At 34.4% G+C, this 23,591-nt stretch carries 24 protein-coding genes; 19 read left to right on the plus strand and 5 right to left on the minus strand.

The genetic code is table 11. The features are described 5' to 3' along the window. Positions 1–54: 54 nt before the first annotated feature. Together PaeCFBP13512_RS22090 and PaeCFBP13512_RS22095 are read left to right on the plus strand one after the other, a co-directional pair. Positions 55–705 carry a hypothetical protein gene (locus tag PaeCFBP13512_RS22090; RefSeq protein WP_137226019.1) on the plus strand — a complete coding sequence of 217 codons (651 nt, stop codon included), beginning with the start codon at positions 55–57 and terminating at the stop codon, positions 703–705. 3 nt (positions 706–708) lie between these two features. Next, on the plus strand, positions 709–1,104 hold the full coding sequence (locus PaeCFBP13512_RS22095; protein ID WP_137226021.1) for a hypothetical protein: 396 nt from the start codon (positions 709–711) through the stop codon (positions 1,102–1,104). A 103-nt stretch (positions 1,105–1,207) separates the two neighbouring features. On the opposite strand, the gene PaeCFBP13512_RS22100 is transcribed toward PaeCFBP13512_RS22095, so the two are convergent. Further along, positions 1,208–1,696, minus strand: a complete 489-nt coding sequence (locus PaeCFBP13512_RS22100; RefSeq protein WP_161594340.1) for a DUF4352 domain-containing protein — start codon at positions 1,694–1,696, stop codon at positions 1,208–1,210. 530 nt (positions 1,697–2,226) lie between these two features. On the opposite strand from PaeCFBP13512_RS22100, the gene PaeCFBP13512_RS22105 reads away from it, so the two are divergent. After that, positions 2,227–2,949, plus strand: coding sequence for a hypothetical protein (locus tag PaeCFBP13512_RS22105; protein WP_137226025.1), 723 nt, complete (start codon positions 2,227–2,229; stop codon positions 2,947–2,949). Next, entirely contained in the window at positions 2,949–3,749 is an 801-nt protein-coding gene (locus PaeCFBP13512_RS22110; RefSeq protein ID WP_137226027.1) for a hypothetical protein, read from the plus strand. The genes PaeCFBP13512_RS22105 and PaeCFBP13512_RS22110 overlap by 1 nt, the downstream gene beginning before the upstream one ends. A 38-nt stretch (positions 3,750–3,787) precedes the next feature. On the opposite strand, the gene PaeCFBP13512_RS22115 is transcribed toward PaeCFBP13512_RS22110, so the two are convergent. Continuing rightward, positions 3,788–4,048 carry a hypothetical protein gene (locus PaeCFBP13512_RS22115; protein WP_137226029.1) on the minus strand — a complete coding sequence of 87 codons (261 nt, stop codon included), beginning with the start codon at positions 4,046–4,048 and terminating at the stop codon, positions 3,788–3,790. 173 nt (positions 4,049–4,221) lie between these two features. Here PaeCFBP13512_RS22115 and PaeCFBP13512_RS22120 point away from each other — a divergent pair, with 173 nt between their 5' ends. The 3 genes from PaeCFBP13512_RS22120 (at position 4,222) to PaeCFBP13512_RS22130 (ending at position 6,220) form a co-directional block, all read left to right on the plus strand. Continuing rightward, a complete protein-coding gene (locus tag PaeCFBP13512_RS22120; protein ID WP_137226031.1) occupies positions 4,222–4,491 on the plus strand; it encodes a hypothetical protein in 270 nt (89 codons plus the stop codon). Positions 4,492–5,390: 899 nt separating this feature from the next. After that, the gene (locus tag PaeCFBP13512_RS22125; protein ID WP_137226033.1) at positions 5,391–5,888 is read left to right on the plus strand and encodes a hypothetical protein; all 498 of its coding nucleotides are present in this window, start codon (positions 5,391–5,393) and stop codon (positions 5,886–5,888) included. Between the two features lie 2 nt (positions 5,889–5,890). After that, entirely contained in the window at positions 5,891–6,220 is a 330-nt protein-coding gene (locus PaeCFBP13512_RS22130) for a hypothetical protein (protein ID WP_137226035.1), read from the plus strand. Positions 6,221–6,259: 39 nt separating this feature from the next. Here the strand turns inward: PaeCFBP13512_RS22130 and PaeCFBP13512_RS22135 are convergent, their stop codons facing one another. Continuing rightward, complete coding sequence (locus PaeCFBP13512_RS22135; protein WP_137226037.1) at positions 6,260–7,438, minus strand: GmrSD restriction endonuclease domain-containing protein; 1,179 nt, start codon at positions 7,436–7,438, stop codon at positions 6,260–6,262. Positions 7,439–8,178: 740 nt separating this feature from the next. After that, positions 8,179–8,574, minus strand: coding sequence for a hypothetical protein (locus tag PaeCFBP13512_RS22140; protein WP_137226039.1), 396 nt, complete (start codon positions 8,572–8,574; stop codon positions 8,179–8,181). A 119-nt stretch (positions 8,575–8,693) separates the two neighbouring features. Here PaeCFBP13512_RS22140 and PaeCFBP13512_RS22145 point away from each other — a divergent pair, with 119 nt between their 5' ends. The 3 genes from PaeCFBP13512_RS22145 (at position 8,694) to PaeCFBP13512_RS22155 (ending at position 12,321) form a co-directional block, all read left to right on the plus strand. Beyond that, complete coding sequence (locus PaeCFBP13512_RS22145; protein ID WP_161594341.1) at positions 8,694–10,076, plus strand: helix-turn-helix domain-containing protein; 1,383 nt, start codon at positions 8,694–8,696, stop codon at positions 10,074–10,076. A 9-nt stretch (positions 10,077–10,085) separates the two neighbouring features. Further along, a complete protein-coding gene (locus PaeCFBP13512_RS22150) occupies positions 10,086–10,850 on the plus strand; it encodes a hypothetical protein (protein WP_137226043.1) in 765 nt (254 codons plus the stop codon). 91 nt (positions 10,851–10,941) lie between these two features. Further along, a complete protein-coding gene (locus PaeCFBP13512_RS22155; RefSeq protein WP_137226045.1) occupies positions 10,942–12,321 on the plus strand; it encodes a protein kinase domain-containing protein in 1,380 nt (459 codons plus the stop codon). 68 nt (positions 12,322–12,389) lie between these two features. Here the strand turns inward: PaeCFBP13512_RS22155 and PaeCFBP13512_RS22160 are convergent, their stop codons facing one another. Beyond that, a complete protein-coding gene (locus PaeCFBP13512_RS22160; protein WP_137226047.1) occupies positions 12,390–12,731 on the minus strand; it encodes a hypothetical protein in 342 nt (113 codons plus the stop codon). Between the two features lie 364 nt (positions 12,732–13,095). On the opposite strand from PaeCFBP13512_RS22160, the gene PaeCFBP13512_RS22165 reads away from it, so the two are divergent. The 9 genes from PaeCFBP13512_RS22165 to PaeCFBP13512_RS22205 all read left to right on the plus strand — a co-directional run. Then, the gene (locus PaeCFBP13512_RS22165; RefSeq protein ID WP_137226048.1) at positions 13,096–16,080 is read left to right on the plus strand and encodes a type IV secretory system conjugative DNA transfer family protein; all 2,985 of its coding nucleotides are present in this window, start codon (positions 13,096–13,098) and stop codon (positions 16,078–16,080) included. Positions 16,081–16,220: 140 nt separating this feature from the next. After that, positions 16,221–17,084: a hypothetical protein gene (locus PaeCFBP13512_RS22170; protein ID WP_137226051.1), complete on the plus strand. Its 864-nt coding sequence runs from the start codon at positions 16,221–16,223 to the stop codon at positions 17,082–17,084. Next, positions 17,081–18,184, plus strand: coding sequence for a hypothetical protein (locus tag PaeCFBP13512_RS22175; RefSeq protein ID WP_069328710.1), 1,104 nt, complete (start codon positions 17,081–17,083; stop codon positions 18,182–18,184). Before PaeCFBP13512_RS22170 ends, PaeCFBP13512_RS22175 begins: the two co-directional genes overlap by 4 nt. Positions 18,185–18,330: 146 nt before the next feature. Further along, complete coding sequence (locus PaeCFBP13512_RS22180) at positions 18,331–18,621, plus strand: DUF1292 domain-containing protein (protein ID WP_137226053.1); 291 nt, start codon at positions 18,331–18,333, stop codon at positions 18,619–18,621. A 230-nt stretch (positions 18,622–18,851) separates the two neighbouring features. Beyond that, the gene (locus PaeCFBP13512_RS22185) at positions 18,852–19,310 is read left to right on the plus strand and encodes a hypothetical protein (protein ID WP_137226055.1); all 459 of its coding nucleotides are present in this window, start codon (positions 18,852–18,854) and stop codon (positions 19,308–19,310) included. An 80-nt stretch (positions 19,311–19,390) separates the two neighbouring features. Then, a complete protein-coding gene (locus PaeCFBP13512_RS22190) occupies positions 19,391–20,851 on the plus strand; it encodes an AAA family ATPase (RefSeq protein ID WP_137226057.1) in 1,461 nt (486 codons plus the stop codon). Positions 20,852–20,914: 63 nt separating this feature from the next. Next, the gene (locus tag PaeCFBP13512_RS22195) at positions 20,915–22,708 is read left to right on the plus strand and encodes a hypothetical protein (RefSeq protein WP_137226059.1); all 1,794 of its coding nucleotides are present in this window, start codon (positions 20,915–20,917) and stop codon (positions 22,706–22,708) included. 155 nt (positions 22,709–22,863) lie between these two features. Further along, positions 22,864–23,163 carry a hypothetical protein gene (locus PaeCFBP13512_RS22200; protein WP_137226061.1) on the plus strand — a complete coding sequence of 100 codons (300 nt, stop codon included), beginning with the start codon at positions 22,864–22,866 and terminating at the stop codon, positions 23,161–23,163. 189 nt (positions 23,164–23,352) lie between these two features. Further along, the coding region (locus tag PaeCFBP13512_RS22205) for a hypothetical protein (RefSeq protein ID WP_137226063.1) at positions 23,353–23,591 on the plus strand (239 nt) is incomplete at its 3' end.

The following is a 23,591-nucleotide window of genomic DNA, read 5'->3' on the forward strand; positions in this document are numbered from 1 at the left end:
TGTAGCCTAATCCATTTGAATGATAATGGGTTAGGCTTGAAAGGAAAGCAGAGAGTGGATACAATCAATCGATATTTTGGTTATATTATTGTCCCTATAATTGCAGGCATGGGATCTTCTTTATTATATTTGTTATGGCATATAGGAGATGGGTTTTCCGTCCCTCCTGGTTGGGAAGTGTCCATTGATACTAAAATTATGCCTATTTATGACTACTGGGATCTGCGGTCTAAAATTTTGGGTATTATTGTTTTTTTAATCACTTCATTTATTTCCTTTTTAATGTTCCGATCAAACCGTAAAGCTTTGCAAAAGAGACAGAATAATAGTACGCAATCAAGACCACTAAGTAAAGATTATAATCCATACAAAATTGTAGGAACAACAGGGATGGGTAAATCAATTCTTACCAAATCATTCACGAGTGAACAAAGAGACAGAGCCTCCTTAATAATGGGACATCGCGCAGGTGATTTTAGTTTTAAGTTTTCTATTATCAATTTAATTATAGATCAAGTTAAAAAGAACACATCATTTGAAATTATTATAAGTTTTAAAGAGTGTAGTAAAGAGTATTACGAGCAAGAGATATATCCTCACATCAAATCTGATTTTCCTGATATAAAAAGTGAAATCAATTTTGATCATATTTATTTATATTTTGCAGCAGAACATAATATGAATACTCCTAGGAATGAGGTTTGATTAATGACAATGACAATGACAAACATCGGTTTATTGTGGATATTTACATTTATAGCCCTATTAACAATAGGAGATCTAATCTATTATTTAGTCATATGGCGCAATGCCTTAATAGCAGAAGCAGAGAAAACCCAAGCACTGGGTATCACAGATCCAAATCTTGCTTTAGAAACGGCTAAAGCAAAAAAGAAATTTATGAATGCTTCAAGACCCATATTTTTTGTTATTGCATTGTATTTGATGCTATTTGATATTGGTTTATTTTCTAACATCAATTATAAGATTGGTTTATGCTTAATACTATTAGCTGTATATACGGGGTGGGGTATATATGACATTGTTATGTACAAGCGTTATAAAAGGAAAAAAGAAATTGAAAGGGATCTTATACCTAAATAAATGTCTAACTATGAATATCCATCTTGGTGAAGTCCACGATCGCATAACGCAAAAAAAGCACAAACTCCAACGGATCATTACCGCGAGAGCTTGTGTTTTTGTTTTATTCGTTTATTTTCCACGCTAATTTTTCTTTAACGTAAACGGCTTTAATATCCGCATCTGCTGGCAACTCATACACCATTTTACCACTCTCCGTAAGTCCCGGATTTAGTGCTACAAAAGCTAGAGTAGATAGAGGTCCGTTTTTCATGAATTCACGACCCTTATCATCTTTTAATACGACATTATATAATAACGAAGATTGAGCTGTATTACTGACATTTTCGTAAGTCACATCGAGCGTAACCGTGCGTACTCCATTATCTGTGGAGTCTACGTAACTCGTGAGTGTTAGTTTAAATGGTTCTTCCATAAAACTTCTATCTATTTGCTTAATAGCATTTGTAGGTTCTGCTTGGGCTATCATAACATTAGGATCAGAGCTGGATTTTCCTAACCAAGACAGTAAAGAGAAAAAAGCAATAAAGCAGATAAGTCCTATCCATAACACCTTTTTTGATGCATTGTTATACGCTGGCTTGTTTTCCATCTTGACCTCCATTTAGGTATGTAAGACCTATTACATAATATTTCGTAATAGATCCATTAATTTTAGCTTATTTCTTTACGTTTGAGAACGTATTATATCAGGTACCTTAATAATTCTGTATGACACGATATCGACTAACGTTTCTAATACTTGGTACATTATGCCTGTTAGCGGTACAAATTTCTTTTTTTAGCATCGTAGGGTATTATAATTGCAATAGATAATATAATTCGAACTTATGGATAATATAGGAGGCTAAGATGCTGATCGTAAGAGGAACACTTTCTTTTGTAACTTCCATATACTTTATAGTATTAATTTTTATTTTAGCTTCGGGTTATCTGCAATGGGATGGAAAAGATTTTACGACTCTTTTGTGGGTAGGTTTTGGTATAATTTGTTTAAACCCAATCTTATACCTTATGGATAAATAATCATATGTAGATAATGACGATAAATTTCCAAAATGACGCTAAGTTAGTGTTATAAAGCAATCTCATAATATAACAATTCGAGAGGAGCATATCCATGTGAATAGAAAGAAAAGGGTTGATCTTCAGCAAGAAGGAATAGAAATACAAGAACCTAATAAAACAATAGACACACAGAAAGCACCTAAAAGAACATCTCTTCAACAGATCATGGACAAGCTAAGCAAAAACAAGATGGATTTATCAGATTTACCTAACACCATCCCTGTTTTGATGACATACGATGAAGCTGGGCATCAATTAGTTGCTTGCACTTATAGCTTAGATTTTCTGAAGAACGCTCCTTTTTCGGGTCTTCAAAATTTTACTACTTCTGAAAAAATAAAAATGGAAAACCTGATGCTAATCGGTTTAAAAGAAGGTTACTTGAACCTGCAACACTTTCATCTTTTGTTGTTACAGATGTATGGGAGTAGAATACACAAAGGGTATGCTAATTTGTTTACTAGAGAACATCTCCAAACAAGAGCCTATCAGGTAGCTCAAACGTTACCTGAAGTGTATGTGCTCAATGCAGACAATTTTTTAATGCAGACTTGGCTTCAAATGGCTGGAACTGACCGAGTGTTGCCAGCAACAGAATCTCTTCAACTTTCTATGCGTAGTGATTATATAAAAGGCTACGGTTTACCAATACGAAATGATAATGACTTTTCCCCTGAACCACCGGAGTGGATTTCTCCTAAACCGGGCTACTTGGTTAATTCCGCAGCAGGAAGCAAGTGGTACAACCCTGCAACTTTAAGAAATGGGATGCGCTAATGAATAAATCACCGAAAACGATGCTAATAGACCGGATGCACAAAAAAGAGGTCGCAGAGAACAAAAGGCATTTAATCTTCAATGAGATGAGCCCGCTAGAGGAACGAGGATGGGAAATTGTACGATCTAATGTACGTGTCAAGCTATACGATATAAAGGAAGTATATGTACTACTATGCCGTAATCAAAAAGAGCCGGTATTACTTTTGTTTTCGGTTTCCCCTGGAGCGTTTGTTTCTCAACGTAGGATTGAGCACCATACGGTGAACTACTTGAATGCCTTTTATCAGCAGTTCGAGTCGATGCCTTTACACATTTTCACTTGTGAATTTTCTACTAACTCAGAATCGGATATACCTCTTGAGTCCTACAACCACCGGTGGCAAAATCTTTCAAGCCGATCTTGGCTGGAGAGCTTTTATCATATCATCCAGTATCAAAAAGAATTACCATCGGAACTTGATGATTTATCGTTGATGACTCATCCCGATTTTGATGCCTACGTGCGAAACAGGGTAGCATTTTGTTATCAGGAGTGGCATGGATTAAATGCGGGTACTTTACAAATTCGAATATATTTGGAACAAGGAGATCCACAAGAACACTGGAGTCCAACAGACGTCCAGCATTTTTTAGAGTACGGAGATGAAACGCCTAAGTTAGTAATTGATATTGGAGGTGCCGATCCTGCGCTCCATCCTGTCATTACAATGTACTTTGATTTATGGCATGGTACGTTTGGAGATCACATCTGGGATGCGCATCAGTTGTGGGAAGACTTCCATAAGTTCGTACAGTGATAAGTCAAAAATAGAAAAGAAGAAGACAAACAACTATCTTAGCCTGCTTGTCTTCTTCTTTTTACGATATGAATAATTCCTTCTATGAATCTTGATAATAAAGCTATGATTAGTAAGATAAAACTGATTTTTGTTAAGTATGGATTCATTTGAGAATAAGCATATACCTGAAATAATATAGCAATACCAAGCATAAAGCTTACAAACGCTTCACCGTATTTTTTTTTCATCATTTGCCTTATCACTAAGCAGATTAGCAGGATACCAACCAATACTAAAACAAAAAATACCGGGTTCATTTTACCACTCCTTTCATAACATGTAATTACTCTTATTATATTATATTTGCCAATCATTTAATATTTATTAAGAGGCAATTATTGAAAAACAATAATAGACATACGCTATGACAAACTCTTTAAGTCTATATGTTATATTAGATCAACAAGATATAACATCCAGGAGGATTTACATGCAAAACGATGCCGAAAGAAAAATCTATAAAATCATATACAATTACTTTTATAAAAATAATCAGATGCCAGATTGGACGTTTTTAAAAACAAGAACTAACAAATCCAAAGAGGACATTACTAAAGCACTACAAGGTTTAATGGACAATGGGTATATTACTTGGCAAGACGACGACGTACAATCAATTCTAATGCTTAAACTAGATAAATCGATGCCAACACCTAAATCCAAAGAAAACGAGGTAAATCGCTTTTATACGGAACTGTAAGAGTTCAAAGATTTGAATATCAGTTTCATTTTATTTACCTTTAGTGTATAATATAAGTATAAATAAAGCCCACGGTGGTGGTACACCGCAGGCGAATCGATAAAGATCGGCGGTACTACTACACGGCGATCGCTCATGATGAAAAACCGCCGCTTAGGGTGTCCAGCCTACTTTCGGCGGTTTTTCTTGTTCTTTGCTTTTTTCAAGATATCGATTACTTTCGCTGATCCAACGATAACGCTAGTCAACTTAATAATGATGTCTAATACCACGAGCAAAAGATCCAAGTGTGACATGGCAACACCCCCTTCCTTGCTAGGGATACGCATCGCCGTGTCACAGACCGCCGTTTCTTTATCTTACCTCTATTATACCATATTCATCTGTTCTAATCCTGATTTTGATAATGAAATATGCGTCTATTAGCGGTAAAACAATGTAGTAATTCAGCATCATTTTAGCGACGATACTGGATAAATGAATACTTTGGAGATGATAGATGTGCGAATTATTTACTATATAGTGTGTTTCTTTACAATCATTCTAGTAACCTCTTATTTTATGATACAGTTGTTAACTGATCCAACTGTGTTGATTTCGAAATATATGGGCTTGGCTATTTTTGTTACGTTTCTCACTATTTCTATTGCTCATTTGATAAATAAAGGAATACACCGTTTTTTCAGATTAGATAAATGAAGTAGACTGCTTTTTTTAATCGTAATATTTTGCTATACTTAATTTATTCTATTGTTCAATTAAAATCTCCTATGCACGCGCAAAGGACACTTTCTAAAATACACTTTTCCGAGTGACTTTCTATGTCTCTAACGAGATCATAAGTCCCTGGGAAGAGTGTATTTTTTTGCTCTAAATTAAATTGAATAGAGGCGATTGGAATGAAAGAAATAGTAGCTTGGGTTGTATTAAAGGATATTGATAGTGGAGTAAGTAAACAAGAAATTAGTGATTTACTCCATCTAATCCCTGAAGAAGATGTGATTATACCGTTTAACAACTTGCAAGAAGAACCAGATGGTAGTTATATTAGTGGATTTTTTAAAGAAGATGAGTACGACTTATACATGGATGTTTTGGAAAAAAGTCACTTATTATGTAATGGAGCGATTGAAATCTCTAATCAAGGACTTAATTTGGTCTTAGTGCGAGATAACAAATTTATAGGTGTTTTAGAAAAAAGCGTACACAACCAATCTAGTATTGTAATCAATCAAGATAGCATAACTATTCTAGATGCTGAAGGAAAAGAGATTGTTCATTGGATTCAAGACGAATGGGTAGAAGATTCTACATTAGTACCTTCTATTGCGAATGCAGTGCATGTTCTTCATACACAAGGTGTTGAATATCTTAAAAATATGATAGAGGAAGTGTGAGTATGCGGTATAGAGGTATTGTAGCAATAGAAGTAGATGCAGCTAATCTTAACCAGGCGAATAGTGAAATGCAAGAAGATCTAAAACATTTTCTAGCGGAGAAGTCACTGGTAATCGATATTTACGATATTACTGATCAAACTTGTGATAAAGAAAAGTGTATTACTAGAAGCCACAAAGCAACAGATATTAATGAATTGATTACTGTATCAGAATTTTTAGGAGTGGTTGGACGAGGACCTAAAACGCGTGAAAAAGCTTTAGCAGCGCTGTTAGAAGGTGGGATCTATCAAAACTGGGAGTACGCATTTTATATGCCTGCTTTAAGATAAAAAAAGAACCTTACTCAGGATTATGAGTAAGGTTCTTTTTTATTCCATCTCGAATGTTTTTTTGAAATGAAGTAACGTTTGTGTATTAGCTGAGACCATTTGACTCGCTTTAACGGTTTCTCCATCATTGAAATGACCACCTTCTTTAAAGTAATCTTCAATCCATTTAAGCAAATCGCTCATATCCGGAAAGTTAATCTCATTAAAGGTAGAATGAATGGCATATACCATTGCGATCATTTTATATTTGGAGAATAATGATTTTCGTTTCTTTTCGTCTTCAATAGATAAGTATATATTATTCAGACATTCTGCTGCCTTCAAGGTTTCTTTCACAATACCTGGACTAATCGAATGCATCTTATTTGTAACAACATTGTTGGTGAGCTTTGTTTTATTGTTGGTTTGGATCACTAAAAGTACAGATAATGCACTAGTCGAATGTACGTCTCTTTTAATGTCAGTAGGAGATAAGCCACTTTGGATAACAGGTAAGTCTTTGAGAGTATTCTGAGCATTTAATAAATCCTCATCCATATACACTTTTCTTAATTCTGCTGCATTGAGCGCAGTACCATGATTCCAGCGATGAAATAATGTCTTTTTAATATCTGGATCGGTAAACTCATACTCTTCAATAGTTAGATTGTAACTATTAATAGTCCTTTGGAATGCGTGAGGTAATTCTTTAAAAGTTAAACCTGCTATATTGTAATAAAATTTGCTCGCTTCAGCAATAGATTCATCTTCGTCATTATCCACTTCAACTAAAACGAATGCACCACGTATTTTCTTTGGTGTAACCCCATCTTCAAGGTATACTTGCTTTCCATTTTCATCTTGAACAAAATTATCTAATTCCACGAAGGTAACCTGATTTCTACGAATCACTTTAATATTAGTTAAGCGTTGTGATCCATCAATAACAACGAAGTTTTTCCTTTTCGCTTTTTCATTCGAAATCTTTTGCACTTTAATATTACCGATATCTACTTTTTCAATTAAAGATAAAGCCAGTACGGTAGTTTGAGCAGCATTCCAAACTTCTGAAGTTCTTTGAATCGGATCATTAGTAATAAATACAGACGGCCGTTCCATAAATTCATCAATAGATATTTTGCGAACAGAAGCGATCAAACCAAAATCAAGTAGGCTTGGAGCCTCATCTTCACTTGGATTAAAAATTGGAATACCATCATACATTTTTGTAGTTAACATATTCATTCTCCTCATCGTTTCATAGATTAAATAGTCCATCATCATCACGTTTACTTTTTTGCAATTATTCGTCTGATCTCTTCATTAACTAATCACTCCCTGGTAAGTAGCTATAGACGCAAAAATGCACCTAATAAATGATATTGATACACATATTCAAAATGAACATGAATATAGAAATATCACTTATTACGTGCATTTTAAAATAGATAGCCTTCAGCGCATGCTGGAGGTGAATGAGATTCAATTATATAGTTCTATAATATCAAAAAAAATAACTGGTACTACTGTAAAATTTTTAATGATCTTTAAAAATACAAATAAAATAATCAAAATCCAACTCGAAAAGCGGGATTTTGATTATTCTTAGTAGACAGCTTAGATTCATCTATTGTGGCAAACAAAATCGGAACGTAAGTCAAACCACGTTAATGCTTCAACAGACCTTTCAAATAAAATAGCTCTGATCTATAAAACCACGATAAAATGACTACATTTAATAAGCATCCAATTAAACTATATGTTAGCTGATCTGGACGAATCAAAAATAGAGCAATAACAGCGCAACTAACTTCACCAGCAAGCAATGATACAAAGCAACAACAACATATTGTATTAAAAGTCATACCTATTCTCCTTAAAAAAAGCACCAGACTCCTTCATTTGAAGGGATCTGGTGCTTCCAGTTTGGTAAGATTAATTAAGTATGATTGTAACAGTTTGTTAAGACCGGTACAATCTCAACGATTCCAAGTAGATAGATTACGCTCAGTCACAGGAATAGTCAGATCTAAAAAATCAATAGACCCGGTATCATCCAAAATTACTTTGAACTGATCCCAAAGAGTACTGAATAACTCGTTTGAGGAGGAGCAGTCACTCATTATCATTCTTAACGAATCAAAAGAAGCATAGTCTTCGATGATGAGTATAAGCTGCTCCAGCGAAAATAGTGGATAAGCATCCTCTTTGTGATTGGTATATAAATGATCATTCTCATTATATATAACTAATACCGGCTTAGTATCTTTTTCTAAAATTACATATTGATCCAAATGAGTGGGATGCCAAATGGCTTGTAAGTTGTAACGCTGCTGAACGGTTAACTGCTGGACTGTATCGATTGAAATTCTCATCAGTAAGCTCCTTAAATTTGTCATTTATATTAGTATTGTAGATGGAGTTCTGAAGAAGTGCATCTTTTTAAGGGGTAAAAATGGTAGGATGATAAAAAGAACACAGAAGGATGATACACATGGCTCAACATGATCTAGTAATGATTGATCCCGGAAAGCTTGGATCAAAGATACGTGAAATACGTAAACAAAAGCAATTGACTCTGGTTGAAGTAGCGGAACGGCTAGGATATGCCAGTGGTAAACTCAGTAATATTGAAAAGGGGAAACGCGTAAAGTTCCCTATTGATGAATTAAAAGAAATTGCTAGAGCGCTCAATGTTTCGGTCGATTCTTTTCTAGAGTTTGAACCTGATCAATTAGCAGAACAGTATGAAATGGCTCGAAAAAAATTAATAACCGCTGAATTTAAAATAAACACAGGTCTATACCGTGAAGTAAAAAATAGTTTGGATGATATAGAAAAACAAATCATCGAATTCTCATTAATTCATTTAGATGCTTATTTGCAGTTTTTGTTTGGCCAATATTATTTTAAAGCACAAGAAGTCGATAAAGCCTTTCACTATTTTTCTAAAGTTATTCGTTCGTCTTCTAAGGATGAGAACGTTCCTATTGTAAAATTAAGAGCTTATCAAGCCTTATTGAAAATTGAATTCGAAAGAAACCGTGTAGAAGATGCATTAGAATTAGCACACAATTGTTTGCATTTTGAAAAAGAAGCTATAGAAGAAACAGTAGATACCACATACATTTTTTATAATATAGCTATTTTGTATACCTATACGAATCAACTGGATCTAGCGCGTTATTATATAGATAGATGTAGGAATAACATAAACGCTTCAGACGAAATGATTAAATTAGCTACAGGGATGTCCGTTATCATTCATTTATTAAATAAAGAACCTGGCAAAGCCAAAGAAGATTATCTCAAATCGATGCAACCTGTACACTCATCTAGTGACCAGGAATACTATCTATGGTTATTGGCAATTGGATTGCATTTTGACCATATACAACATTCGAACGAAAGAGTATTGGTTTTAAAATTCTCGGAAATAAAATCACTGTTGGAACTAGAAGTTCCTGAATCATTACTAAGTAAAAAAATTGAATGTGCTCATCTTTGGGTCAGAAATGAGATTGCTCATCATCAGTATTTGAAACCTCTTGAAATACTGGATAACTGCAAAATATATCACAAAGAATTAAGAGATTACAAATTAAAAGCAGGCACATTTAAGCTAGAAGCAGATATTCATAAATTAATAGGAAATTCGAAAGAATCAGTTGTCAGCGCACTGAAAAATGCAGTATATTATTACAATGATCCAGCAGAAAAATCGATTCAAAAGAGTATTCTTCTGTATGAGATCGCTGAATATGAAGAACCCGAATTAGCTCAAAATGAACTCTTAAAATCTTTTTATGAACATTCTAAAAATGAATATTATCAGACTTTAACATATCGAGAATTGTTACCGAGGTTAAGATATTGAGGTGGAAAGATGGAACAAAGAAAATTATTACGAAAATATACTAAAAGTATTCAAGTGCTTCAATATTTTAAGAATATACAGCAAGATGCTCTGATCAAAGATGTTCGAGAAATCCCAGAGATATTTCATTTGGATCATTTTCAAAACTACTATGTTCACAGTGCATTAAAAAAAGAGAATCCTAACGTGGAGATTTCTATTTCTGATCATGCATTTGCTCGTTGGAATGAACGCGTTTCAACAGAAAGTAACATCACTGAACTCACCAATAAATTAAACTACTTGAATCAATCCTTATCTAGAATTGATTTTGCCACGCCTTCAGTGGGAGTTATCGATAATGATATTGTATTTACGTATGTTCAATTGGATCTATCGGTTATTGTAACTACATTTTATGGTCGTATCAGTCAAAAACATGTGTTAGCCAATTTTGAGAATCTGCAACATTTCAATATGATTGAAGATGACTCTGTAGATCTTCAATTGAATGATGAACTGCTAGATAAATTAGTTACTCTTCCTTTGCCAGCGCAGCGAATGATTTTTAAAGGAAGTCAGGCTAGATATGTACTTGATGAATTCCGTGATGTTCACCGATCGCTATTTATTTTAACTGTTGAAAGTTCTACCAAAAAGCAGCTTAAGTTTTTCTACTCTGATCGACTACAGAATGTTGAACTGGAGCATAGTGTACGGAAAGCTTTGACGATTATGGGACATGAAGCATTGGTATTTAAGCAGATTGAAGAGCAGTATAGCTTAACCCATTAAAATATGAATCGTTAAATTAACTATGATAGTTATTGCCCAAACAATTAATGTTTGGGTTTTTATATAACTACCTAGCATTTATGGAGGTAATATGAAAAAAGAGAACTATGGAAAAGGCATGCAATTTGGAGAATGGATTTTGGTTAGTTATATAAATGGTGGAGGTAATGGTGCTGTCTGGAAAGCAAAAAAAGGTGATGATTTTAGAGCAATTAAATTATTAAAAACATTAAATAAAAAAACACTTGCAAGGTTTAATGATGAAATCAAAACTATTGTTGAAAACAAAGACATACAGGGAATTTTACCAATCTATGATTATTTTATAAGTCCAAATCTCGAAGATACATCATGGTATGTTATGCCCATTGCCTCTAGCATAAAATTGAAAACAGATGCCATGAGTCATGAAGAGAAAGTGGACTTAATTATTAAAATAGGTAAGATCATTGTAGAGTTGCATCAAAAAGAGATCGTGCATAGAGATATAAAACCTGGGAATCTATTATTCTATAATGATGAATATTACTTAGCGGATTTTGGACTAGTTGATTATCCAAATAAAGATGATATTACTAGGAAAGATGAATCAGTTGGACCTAGATGGACAATGGCTCCTGAAATGAAAAGAAGCCCAAAAGATGCAGATGGAAAAAAAGCAGATGTATACTCACTAGCAAAAACGTTATGGATCTTTTTGACTGGAGAAGAATTTGGCTTTGATGGTCAATATTCAAGTGAAAGTAAAAATTCTTTAAACGCATATCATTCCACTTTATTCTCAGATCCTTTAGATCAATTACTTTATAAATCGACAAGCCATGATCCAAATGAAAGACCGTCGATGGAACAGTTTATTGAATTATTAAGAGAATGGCAAGAGCAAAATAGAGATTATGTAAAAAGAAATCCATATGAATGGAAAATGGTTCAAAAAAAGCTTTTCCCAACTAATATACCCAGTAGAGTAGTATGGGAGACCAAAGAAGATATTATACAAATTTTAAACATAGTAGGAAATATAAACTCCTTAAATCATATGTTCTTAGCTGACGGTGGGGGAATGGATTTAAGTGGAGCTTCTCTTGCACCGGAAGAAGATTGTATAGTTTTAGCTATAGGTTACAAGATCATTATCAAACCAATCAGATTATTATTTGAATCAATTGGTAGAGATTCAGAATGGAACTATTTTAGATTAGAATATGATTCAGTATCACCATTGTTTCACAATTATTCTAAAGGACGCGAACGATTACTAATTGTGGATGGTAATTACAAAGAAAATGAAGGCGATTTTCAATTAGAATTCGATTACACAAGATATACTGATGGTGGCGCTATGGTTATTTTTATGAAAACTTCAACATACAACAAAATATCATCCACTTATGATGGTAGACATAATAAAATGACTACAGATGAATTCAAACTATATATTGAGAAGATGGCTAGCAAAAAAACAACATAGAGAAGGTATTATGATAAATTAATGGTAAATAAAAAAAGTATCCTTTATCTAAGGATACTTTTTATTTGCTAAGCTCTCCATACACCTGCACTGCGCTGACCCGCTCTTCGATTCTTCTCCATTTTGTGTTTATTCATATAAAACGTGTGCAGTTGATTTTTCTCTTGCATCGACATTTGAACAACTCCGAATAAGTCTTCTTCAAAATTCATCCATGCTTTATCCAGTACTTTGATTTCTTCTTCTTTTTGTTGATTAATGATTTCTAACTCTTGCAAAGTCACTGATTTATTTTGAGATGGATCGAGATGTGCATAATCGATGTGTTCTCTTTTAGCCAATAACTCGGTTAACTCATTTATTTTTTGAATAATTTCATTATTAATGTTTAAGTCTGGACTGTTACTCATTCGATGTCCACCTTTCTATGTAAAACATATTCCTCAAATAATTATCGGTTTGTTTAAAGAAAATTATAAGTGCTTGCAGTATATTTGTGAAGTCATGTATAATCAAATCAACGAATTGAATAGATCGGAAACTGGAAGCACCAGATACAGCATATTGCTGTGTCTGGTGCTTTTTTTGTTTTCTGTAAATTTAACTCATCGATTAAATGGTAAAGGAGCGATCGTAAACAGCATTGAGCCTTATGTACGTTATTTAACCAACTAAATAGACCAAAACTGGAAGTACCAGATACAGCAGATTGCTGTTTTTGGTGCTTTTTTTGCTATTAACCTAATTTTAAGGTACGTGGATTGGAGGTTTACAATGAATCAAGATGTAGAAGAGCAGCACGATCCATCAGGATCTGCTTTTCCAATGCTTACCCCTAGACTCAAAGTCTGGTGGGTAAATCATAGAGAACTGGTGACGGAATGGTACAGAATATACTTTCATACTATCCTGGTCACTCTTTTATTGATAATGAATTTGTGGCTTGGATTTTCCTCATTTCTTATTTTTTTTGCACAATGGTTTGGTATAGATTCAGGGGTGATTGGGTTTTTAACTTTATTCTATAAAAATCCACCAATAGGCTATCAATTTTTACTAAATGGGTTCTATACGCCATTACATCATCACAAGATATTCTGGATCGTATTCGCGTTGAATTTACCTATTTTGACTTGGATTTATTCAACGATATCTCAACCAATCAAAAAGGGATTTAAAACATACTTAACATGGGTTTCGCCTAAAGGACGAATAGCTATGTTGATCCTCTGCGCGATTCCTTTTGCATTACATGTAAATGCCATATTTGCATGGTATATTCGGAATTATCTTTTTGATTTTTTTGCAGGAATCAAATCCAATGAACAGTATCTGGTTGTAAATTCAATGGAAAGTTTTGGTTATGTCCTGCTAGCGTTGCCACTTATCATTGTTATTTTTTCATCATTTTTAATTGTGAAGGATTTTTATAGCAATGAAGATTTGAAAGACGCATTTTTTAAATGGAAATTTAAGTGGCTGGCAAGTCAGGCATTCTCATTACGAGACAATTCCTGTGATGTCATTGTGGGATGGAGTAAAGAAACTAATGAGCCCATCGTTCTTACTGAAAAGAACCGGTATCTCCATGAACTAGTTGCTGGAGCAACTGGTACAGGTAAGACCTCGACCACAATATTAATTCGTATCGTACAGGATTTGATTCGGATTGCACGCGGTCGAAAAATGGGCATTATTGTTTTAGAGCCTAAAGGCGATCTTGTAGCAGATGTGCTAACTTTATGTGATCAATTAGGCGTGCCTAAACACATAATTAAAGTAATTGATCCAACTAACATTCCAGATTCTATTAAGTTCAGTCCATTTGTAGGCCCGATGGATGCAGCAGCCGAAACGTTTAGAGGGGTTCTGGATGCGCTAACAGAGAACCAAGACTCGTTTTTCAAAGGTCAACAAGGTGAAACATCAGGTTTATATACATTGCTAGGTAAGATTAGATATGGACATAAGTTTAATATCTTACATCTGCAAAGAATGTTTACTGATCCGCGCCATTTAGCAGATATTACGGAAGAAGTACGTGAGCAGGTCAACTCTCATGTAAGTGATGAGAATATATCTGAAGACGTGCAGTTAGAAATGGATCGGTATGATCGGATTGTTTCTTATTTTGAAACTGAAGTCCTTGATTACAAACAGTACAAAGAAAAAGATGTCATTAAACCACAGTATTATCCAGATGCACACAAGCATGCTGGCAAACAAGTAGTAGAAAGTAAAAAAGATAAATATGTAGCTGGAGCTAAAAAGTATCTAAATGATATTGCTACAAATGTCATGTTATCTAAATTAATGGTAGCTAAAGATGATGAAGAATTATTAGATTTGGATGCCTTTTTAGCTAATGGTGGTGTTCTGGTTGTCAATACTGCATTAGGAGAGCTAGAAGAACTTAGTTTGAGTTTTGGTCAATTCTTTATTCGACAATTGCAGTCTAGTATTTTCCGTAGACCTAAAATTGGACGAATCCCGTTCTTTTTATATATTGATGAAGCACCACTCTATATCAATGCTGCTTTTGAACGATTGTTTACATTAGGGCGTTCCTATTTGGTCGGTACACTGATTGCAATGCAATCGCTAGGGCAATTTAAAGTGATTAAACCGGGTTACGATAACACTATGATGGGATCAGCAAGAAGTAAAACAGTATTTGGTGGTGGAGAATTCGAAGATAATAAACGATTCTCTGATACGTTTGGTGAAGAACCTCAAACAGAAGAGTCTCAAAATGAATCCACTACACCTATTTCTATGCCTAATCAAAGTTGGGGCATTCGAAATAATATTCAACGCAAACAGACCGCTAGATTCACACCTACAGAAATTAAAGAACTTAAATTTAAGCACTTTATTTTTGATTCTATGGATGCGGAAGGTAGTGTAATGCCTCCTATCCATGCTATTGGTAAATTTGTGAGTGAAACTAAATTTGTTAAGCGATTCTTGAAAATTGGTAATTTGAAGCTACTTACAGAGCAAAATACAGATCAAGAGTTTGATTTAACTTTGACACACTCTAACCTGTTATCTTCTCTCATGGAAAAACCGGTGAAAACAGATGTAGATGATATTCTCGCGCAAAAGCAAGAAGAAGTGACTGGCTTACAAGAAGAACCAGAAACGATTCTACCTACGAATGCACTACCAATTGAAGAAGATCTACCTGATCTGTTTGTAAAAGTGAAGACACCTGATGAAGTCCCTCCAAAAGATAATGTTGTTTATCTAAATAAACACATGACGCAGACTCATGCAGAAGGGGCAGATATACCAGGCATCATTGATATATCTGATCCTCCGGAAGAAAGAAATACTAGTACAGGGATTGAAAAAATAAACGATTCTAACATTACAGATTTAATTCCTGTTGAAGAAGATGATTTAGAAGATTTAGAGAATTTAGCAGAAACACATGACAATTACGGAGGTGCATTTCCTATCCAACCCTTACCTGAAGAAATGGAAAAATCAATCGGACTATTACGGAAATCAACGGAAACGGGGAATGATGTTCACATTCCACTCCACATAAACTCGGATGATGTCGAACCAGAACTCCAGCCACACGTTCAATCGATAGATGACGGTGAATCGCTAGGAGAAACTATTATTGCACCAATTGATTCATTCTTAACTGAATTCTTAGCCGTAGATCCTGCTACCAACTCAAGCGTCACAGAGTCAGTTGCTCGCGCTCATTTCACTGAAATTCTAGAAGAAGAAGAGGATAGTTGACATTTCAAAGTATTCTGATTACTATTAAAATAATTAATTAATCCAGAAACGAGGAAGCACCTCGCACGCATAACTGCGTTCGAGGTGCTTTCTGCATTTCTGGATTTTTTTGTCACTACACACTGAAGGGTATGATAAATATGAATTATTTGACACCAGAACAACGACAAGAGCAAAAAGCAGTAGCTTGGGCAGAAATCCGAGATAGTAAGCGTTTAGGTCAAGTGCTGTATGCAAAAAGCGTCGGAATTATCACGCTTAAAGATAAAGAAGTATTGCAGCTTGATTATCACGGCATCACTGGTTACTTAGCAAAAGATAAAATCAGTAACTATACTTATAGAGGCTTACAACATCTGTTGGGGAAAGAATTCGAATTTGTAGTCGAAAACTATGAAAATGAAGATAAAGAACTTTTTGTAGCTAATAGAACTAAAGCTTTGGAAATCACGAAAAAGAAATTCTGGGCAAATGTAGAGAAAGATCAAAAATTCAATGCTTTCATCGACGGGAATGATGGCTACCGACTATTTTTAAATGTAGAAGGGGTCGAAGTGATCCTGAACAAAGCAGAAGTATCACACAGTTTTGTAACAGAAGACCTTCGTCTACTATTTGAAATCGGTGAACTATTACCAGTACAAATCATTGATTTTGAAAAACCTACCGAAGAAAAACCTAATGGGTCACTTATTGTTAGCACAAAAGCACTACTTAAAGATCCGTGGGAAACCGTAGAAGACGATTATCAGGTTAACGGCACGTATATAGCAACAGTTCATAATTTCCATGATCAACACGGTATCTTTTTCACTCTTCCATCCGGGCTGATTGCACGATCTAACTTTCCTAGTTTCGGCAAACCTTCCATGTTCCAAAAAGGAATGGAACATAATGTGCGGATTCGCTCCATCGACCTTAAAAATCGGAAAATGTCGGTTGTAGTTATTATCCCACGTAATAAGACCGGTATGAATTCAACAAAAGGTAGGGCTTTACAATGAGCATGCCGGAATTCGTTTTTAATAACAATGTGGAGGAGCAGACTAGTTCTGCTCCAAGTCCATTCCCCAATCCTTATGGTCAAGATGGGCCCGCAAATATACAGGAATACTTACTTCCGAATCAAGAAAAATTCGGATTGTACAGTGATCCTTTTGCAAAATTAAAGTATATACAGCCGGAACAAGGTGTTCGCAACGCAGCCTTTTGGTACGAAAATAGAATTAGTAATAATACATTAACAGAAAAAGAGATTAAACTTATTCAATATTTATCGGTAGTGCGTGTAGCTACGCGAAAACAAATTGAAAATATTCTCTATCCTCTACAAAATGATCATAATCAAAAAACATTAGAGTTTCTGCGAAAATCTAAAAATTCCGGGTTTATATGCTCATTTAGTTGGATCAGTGAATTACCACACGAACGAAAGAAGCCGATGGTTTACGCACTTACCAAAGTAGGAGCTGAAGCAGCAAAATCCCTTTTGCCCGATTCTAATTGTTTTTTTATGAAACCTGTAAATTATCCACCAGGTTCAGAGCCATCAATGGCTGACTATTTTGCAGATTTAATCGGAGGACAATTGTACAGCGAACTCAAGAAGATTGATCGGTTGATTAGCTGGGAACGTCGAGCAACGATCATGTTATCAGACAGCCAAGCATTTTCTCCATTTATTCGATTTCAAGTTATTAAAGAAGAAAAGGATTTACGACTCTTTTGGGTAGAGATTTTTCGAATGCACCCTGATTGGAAAACTAAAACAATTCAAAGATTTCAAAAGATAGAACATGCTTTTAAAAATACTAAATCGTATGAACGACCAGAACGTTTAATTGTTGTAGTTGATGGAGATGCTCGTATTCAACCCATAAGCGAAATTGCTCAAATGTATATGCCTTCTGTAGATGTACGATTTACAACCGATGAGCGTTTACTTGCAGGTTTAGATACACATACTTTTATATCCTACGATTTTGCGAAAAAGAGCTTGGTGAAAAAAAGGATTTCCTATCTTCTATCAGGTCATACAGGCATGACAGCGACAGAATATTTTGATTCGATGCATGGAAGTCTTGAAGAAGACTATGAAGAATGATAAAGAACCTTATACATTGAGAAGGAGGGACACCTCTTTCTCAATTTTTGCTTTTATGTTGACAAGAACTTACTTAATAATTAGAGTTGAGGTACATAACGACTATGAACAGGAACTTTTATATTCTTTGAAACGGGGATTAAATCATGAAAGATAATCCAATCGATTGGATGGTATTAAGCCAAAAAGACGATAGTCGGGTAAAACTTCGTTTTTCAGCTCAATTTGAAATGGATAAACAAATTTACATTGTAGCAACTAAAGAAGTCAATCAGGCACAGAATGTAACGAAAGAAGAAACCGATCATGCTCAGTACGTCATTTTAAAAGTTGTTACACAAGGTGACAAACCGGAATTGCATGAAATTATAGATGATACAGAATGGCATCAAGCTGACTTATATTATCGAGAGCATTATGCTGATTTATTAGATTAACAAAAAAGACCTTAATCCGGTCTTTTTTTGTTGCATTTAACCCCAGACTTTTTGTGTGATAGTATTTGGTTATTGTATATTTCACCCAAGTTCCACCAAGCGGTAGAACTCATTGTTTACATTTAAAGTATAAACTTTAAAAATCCATCTGTTTAGATGATCTTGAATGCTTACGCATTGATCAATTCTAAATAGGTGGATTTTTTTGTTTGTCTAAAAAGGAGGAAATTATGAAAATTTTAGAAGTTGAGATGACTTGGTGTGATGTGAAGCAAATGCCGATCCCGTTTATTTTTGGAAAATGTAATGTGAGAGCAAATCGTTTTGATTCATCTCGCATCTACATCAATCTTGAAGCAACGCACCAAATTGAAATCTCAAGTACGTATCGCCAAATTCAGATTTGGTTGCTTTCTGGTCGGTGTACAAGCATAAAGTACACTTATACAGGGCATTTTCCTATTCAACACTTTAAAAGTATTGGTTTTAAAAAAGTGAACGAGCATTTATGGAGAAAAGAGCATCAATATCTTAGCATTTATGCTGTCAAACTCAATGATAATAAATGGGTAGTCTGTATCGAGAATAGAAAGGATCAAAAAGGCGTTCCGATTGAACATTGTGAATGGACTTCGTTCTCGAGTTATCAACTGACGCTAGATGGAGAAGTTATAGTTGCTACATCATAGAGTGAAAATTATATATACGTGAAAATGACAACATTACGTTTGATTGTAATGTTGTCATTTATTATGAGGAGGAAGAAATAATGACTACACAATCTAAAGCAAGAGTAACTGCAAGAAGAATAAACGATTCTCAACTTTCAAAAAATTTAGGATTGAATAGAGCTCCCCGATCTTGCAACAAAATTGAATATAAAGAATTAAATAATGGGACTAAAGTGATCCGGATTTCCTTTAAAGATGGCATAGAAAATGGTTATGTGTTTGATGATGGGGCATCTATCGATTTTCATCATTATTGTACCGAGAGTGCAAATAAAAGTATTTGTACACATACAACAATTGCTGTGGGTATTGCAGATAAATTAGGACTACAAGTTGATAGAACTATGTTTTATAAAGATACATCTTACTTACAATCGTTTCAGCAACTTGATAATTATAAAGACTGTTCTTTAGATTTTGCTGTATTCGATGAGGAATCTGTTCCAACTACGACTACTCCAACTGCGACTCTTGAAAATATGATGGATGCTATTGAAGATTCACCCATCATACATGTAGAGAGAACAAGTTGGAAAGCAGAATATGCAGAAGTTTTACACTATTTGCAACAAGAAGGGGCAGGAGCAACTTTAATTAAAGAAATTCAAGAAATGCGAGAAGCTATTTTTAATGAAGTGAAATTAACTCCAATGGTCAGTGAGCCTGTTAAACCTTCCTTGCCATACACTGGTCCCTTTTTACTTAAAGCTCTTCGTCATATATTAAACGGTAAAGATCTGATGTTATACGGAGAAATGGGGTCTGGAAAGGATACGCTTATTGCTTCTTTAGCATGGGTTTTAGGATTACCAGTGTATATTCAAGTTGGTAATATCAACGAGACTAAAGAAAGTATAGTTGGAGCACAAACCTTCGTTAACGGTGAAGTGACATTTGAACTGTCTCCATTTGCAACTTCTGTGAAATATGGAGGCGTATCTAATTATTCCGAACTTAATATGATACCTGGTAAAGTGACTTCGATTTTTCATCCAGTCTTGGATGAAAATAGAGAACTACCTACTAAAAATGGATCACTTCCAAGGCACAAACATCATATTTTTATGGCTTCTATGAATTTTGGAGAAACCTATGCAGGCACTAGTCCTGTCAATGCTGCTTTAATGGATCGATTTGCAGTCCTTCAACTGCCTCAATCGATGGACTTGAAAGAATTGATAATCAAAAAAACAGGGATGAAAGATGCTAAAGTATTAGAATTTTTATTAGAGGTAAAAAAGCAAATTGATGAGCTCATTACTACCGAAGGAACGGGATCACGCTCACAAACGATTCGAGGATATTTAGATGCTGCACATTTTTTAAAGAAATATGGGGTTAGTGATGAATTAAAAACAGAAGTATTGGAAGATTACATTATCAATAAAACAGAAGATAAAGCAGATCAGTTTGCTATAAGAGATCGAATACGGCAAAGTGTATTCAAAAAACTTGCAATGAATGACGAAGAGAAACTGTATCAAGAAGGATTTATCTAAATAATATGAATGAAAAAGAAGGTTCTTGGGACCTTCTTTTTTTGATTCTAAGGAGATTATAAAATGACATTTATCGCTATTGAAACCAAAGAAGCATTAATCCAGAAACGCGAATTAGAGCGATTAAAACGCTATCTATTTATTAAGTTTGGAAAAAAAGCATTTGATATGTTTTGGACAACTGATTCTACTTCATATACGGATTATAAGGGTATTTATGTGAAGTATAATCTTCAAACTAGCCAACATCGTTCATTCAGCGAAGATGAGTTAAGACTACTACGAAAAACACATGCTATTCATGAAAGAGGACATATCCAATACGATATTGGAGGTGTCACTCATCAATGGATAAAAGACAATGCTTCTTCTAATCAAATCGATTGGAAGAACAATGTGAAATATCCGGAGGAATGGCTACGTTATTTCGCAGGCATGATGATTGATGTGCGCATGGAATATTATGTGGCTTTGGGTTTACCAGAATCCAAAACTCTATTTGAATTTACAAATGAACACTGGAGATTTGGAATTCGAGGTCTTGAAGCAGGAGCTTGCAGAATTAATGATTTTAGAGAATGTATAGCCAGTAGAGGCTTTCAGTTAAAAGACCTAGAGTGGCATACAGACGCTATCGAGCTTGCTGATCAAGTTACCGATATTCTTACTTCATTAAGAGAATCTAAAAGCACTGTAGACTGTATGGATCATACTCTTCAGCTAGTGCAAGCTGTATGGCCCACATTATATGACTGGTTAGAATTAAATGATTTTAAACCCAATCTTTCGATATCTAACTATGATTCTGAGTCATGGGGTGATAAAGCAGAAGTCGAGAAAAATATAGAAGAAATATTACAAGCGGCAGAAGAACAGTTAAACCAAGAGGATATTGATCCAGCTGATAAAGATAAACTTCTTAAACAATTAAAAAAAGAGATATTAGAAGATGAACAGCTTGTTGAAGACGAAATAAAAGATTATGAAGATCGGAAAGAAACAGTAGAAATTGATTTACCAAAAATAGGGGAATCTGTTTCTGAAGCAGTTATTATTAAACCTTATCGTCATCAGAACCTTCATAACTACAATCAAATTAAAAATGATCTAAAGAAAAGTATTGCTAGAACAAGCAAAGAATTAAAGAAAATTTTAGCTCCTGAAGAAGATATATTACTAACTAATCAACGTTCAGGACATCTAGATATTAGTGAGATCTGGTCTGCACTAAAAACGGATAACTCTAATATCTTCCGAAGTGAAATTAAAGGTTCAGATGGAATTAATGCCAGAACTTTTATTATGAATGATATATCAGGATCAACGGCAATGCCTTTTGGTAAAGGTACCGAAAAAATCATAGATGTAATGAAGCAATCGCTTATATTATTAAATGAAGTATGCGAACAAGTTAAGTTACCTTTAGAAATATTTGCTTTTACAGAAACTCGTCATACAGAAATATATCCTTTGAAACCTTTTAACAAGTCTACTAATCTTGAGAAAAGTTTCATTGGAGCAATTAAAGCAGAAGAGGGAAATAGAGATAGTCTCGCCTTGCAGTGGATCATCAATCGTGCTCAGAATTATGTTGAGGAATTGAGAATAATATTTATGATAAGTGATGGTCTTCCAACCTTTTCTAAAAACGAAGATCTATATACGATACGAAATATGGTTCAAGTTGCTAATAAAAAGGGCATAGATGTAGTATGTCTTTTTATCGGAAATCCTAGCAATTTTAATCAAGTGAAAACGATGTATCCAGGGCATGCCATTTTAGTTACTAATAATTTGCAGCGCGATCTAATAAATCAGCTGACTAAAATTATTAAGAAAAGAAAAGGTATACACTAAATTCAAATTGATAACCCTTTACAAAACGTAAAGGGTTATTTTATTTACAAAGTAAACAAAATTGTATTTACAAAGTAAACAAAAATTGGTAAGATAATAATATAGTGAATGTAAGTCCTGACTTTATAAGCAGGCAATGAGAAAGAGGTATAATTATGACTGAGTATAATAGAAGTTGGGAAGTAGCCTTAGATACAGAAGAGGATGATATAATTTGGACGAGAGAGGAAGAGATACATTCCCTTATGACTGAAGCGTTCGGTCACGATCACAATATCAAATACGAAGTTGTTAGCATGAACAAAATTAATTCCTTTGTTCGACAAGTCTATGAATTCTACATTGATGTTGATCCGAACTCTAGAAAAGTAGGTCAAGGTACTCTAGAAATATTTCAAGAGAATGATTATCTCAAATATATACTAACATTAGAGGTATATGAATCGGTAAAGTAATTCCACCATTAGGTGGAATAGCTGAATTTGCAGAAATCATGGGTTGGAAAAAACAACAAGTTTCTAATTACAGGGCTAAGGGTTACTTACCAGAACCTGTTCAAGAATTGAAAAGTGGACCCATCTGGACGATCTCTCAAATTTTAGCTTACAAGAAAGATCATCAAAAGCGAAAAAAGGTGAAAAAGAATGAATAGTATTAATTGTACGGTTTCTTTCTTTGAGGAAGATCTGATGGCTCCTGGATTGATAGGAATGAACAATTTGTTTAACTTTGGTAAAGATAGTCATAACTTAGAGCAAAGTGATTTTAAAGTGAGCCAAAAGTCTATCACAATTAGTGAAAAATTTATAAACATCATTCCAGAGTTGTTTTTTAATTATCTAGTTGAGAAAAATAAAAAAGTAGGACAAGATTATGATGAAGT

The organism is Paenibacillus sp. CFBP13512, from assembly GCF_005233705.1.
Classification (GTDB): Bacteria; Bacillota; Bacilli; order Paenibacillales; family Paenibacillaceae; genus Saccharibacillus; species Saccharibacillus nuruki.

Excerpts from the sequence above, each read along its gene's own strand:
- PaeCFBP13512_RS22095 (WP_137226021.1), top strand. The coding sequence starts at position 709 with ATGACAATGACAATGACAAACATCGGTTTATTGTGGATATTTACATTT.
- PaeCFBP13512_RS22100 (WP_161594340.1), bottom strand. The coding sequence starts at position 1,696 with ATGGAAAACAAGCCAGCGTATAACAATGCATCAAAAAAGGTGTTATGG.
- PaeCFBP13512_RS22110 (WP_137226027.1), top strand. The coding sequence starts at position 2,949 with ATGAATAAATCACCGAAAACGATGCTAATAGACCGGATGCACAAAAAA.
- PaeCFBP13512_RS22115 (WP_137226029.1), bottom strand. The coding sequence starts at position 4,048 with ATGAACCCGGTATTTTTTGTTTTAGTATTGGTTGGTATCCTGCTAATC.
- PaeCFBP13512_RS22120 (WP_137226031.1), top strand. The coding sequence starts at position 4,222 with ATGCAAAACGATGCCGAAAGAAAAATCTATAAAATCATATACAATTAC.
- PaeCFBP13512_RS22125 (WP_137226033.1), top strand. The coding sequence starts at position 5,391 with ATGAAAGAAATAGTAGCTTGGGTTGTATTAAAGGATATTGATAGTGGA.
- PaeCFBP13512_RS22130 (WP_137226035.1), top strand. The coding sequence starts at position 5,891 with ATGCGGTATAGAGGTATTGTAGCAATAGAAGTAGATGCAGCTAATCTT.
- PaeCFBP13512_RS22135 (WP_137226037.1), bottom strand. The coding sequence starts at position 7,438 with ATGTTAACTACAAAAATGTATGATGGTATTCCAATTTTTAATCCAAGT.
- PaeCFBP13512_RS22140 (WP_137226039.1), bottom strand. The coding sequence starts at position 8,574 with ATGAGAATTTCAATCGATACAGTCCAGCAGTTAACCGTTCAGCAGCGT.
- PaeCFBP13512_RS22145 (WP_161594341.1), top strand. The coding sequence starts at position 8,694 with ATGGCTCAACATGATCTAGTAATGATTGATCCCGGAAAGCTTGGATCA.
- PaeCFBP13512_RS22150 (WP_137226043.1), top strand. The coding sequence starts at position 10,086 with ATGGAACAAAGAAAATTATTACGAAAATATACTAAAAGTATTCAAGTG.
- PaeCFBP13512_RS22155 (WP_137226045.1), top strand. The coding sequence starts at position 10,942 with ATGAAAAAAGAGAACTATGGAAAAGGCATGCAATTTGGAGAATGGATT.
- PaeCFBP13512_RS22160 (WP_137226047.1), bottom strand. The coding sequence starts at position 12,731 with ATGAGTAACAGTCCAGACTTAAACATTAATAATGAAATTATTCAAAAA.
- PaeCFBP13512_RS22165 (WP_137226048.1), top strand. The coding sequence starts at position 13,096 with ATGAATCAAGATGTAGAAGAGCAGCACGATCCATCAGGATCTGCTTTT.
- PaeCFBP13512_RS22170 (WP_137226051.1), top strand. The coding sequence starts at position 16,221 with ATGAATTATTTGACACCAGAACAACGACAAGAGCAAAAAGCAGTAGCT.
- PaeCFBP13512_RS22175 (WP_069328710.1), top strand. The coding sequence starts at position 17,081 with ATGAGCATGCCGGAATTCGTTTTTAATAACAATGTGGAGGAGCAGACT.
- PaeCFBP13512_RS22180 (WP_137226053.1), top strand. The coding sequence starts at position 18,331 with ATGAAAGATAATCCAATCGATTGGATGGTATTAAGCCAAAAAGACGAT.
- PaeCFBP13512_RS22185 (WP_137226055.1), top strand. The coding sequence starts at position 18,852 with ATGAAAATTTTAGAAGTTGAGATGACTTGGTGTGATGTGAAGCAAATG.
- PaeCFBP13512_RS22190 (WP_137226057.1), top strand. The coding sequence starts at position 19,391 with ATGACTACACAATCTAAAGCAAGAGTAACTGCAAGAAGAATAAACGAT.
- PaeCFBP13512_RS22195 (WP_137226059.1), top strand. The coding sequence starts at position 20,915 with ATGACATTTATCGCTATTGAAACCAAAGAAGCATTAATCCAGAAACGC.
- PaeCFBP13512_RS22200 (WP_137226061.1), top strand. The coding sequence starts at position 22,864 with ATGACTGAGTATAATAGAAGTTGGGAAGTAGCCTTAGATACAGAAGAG.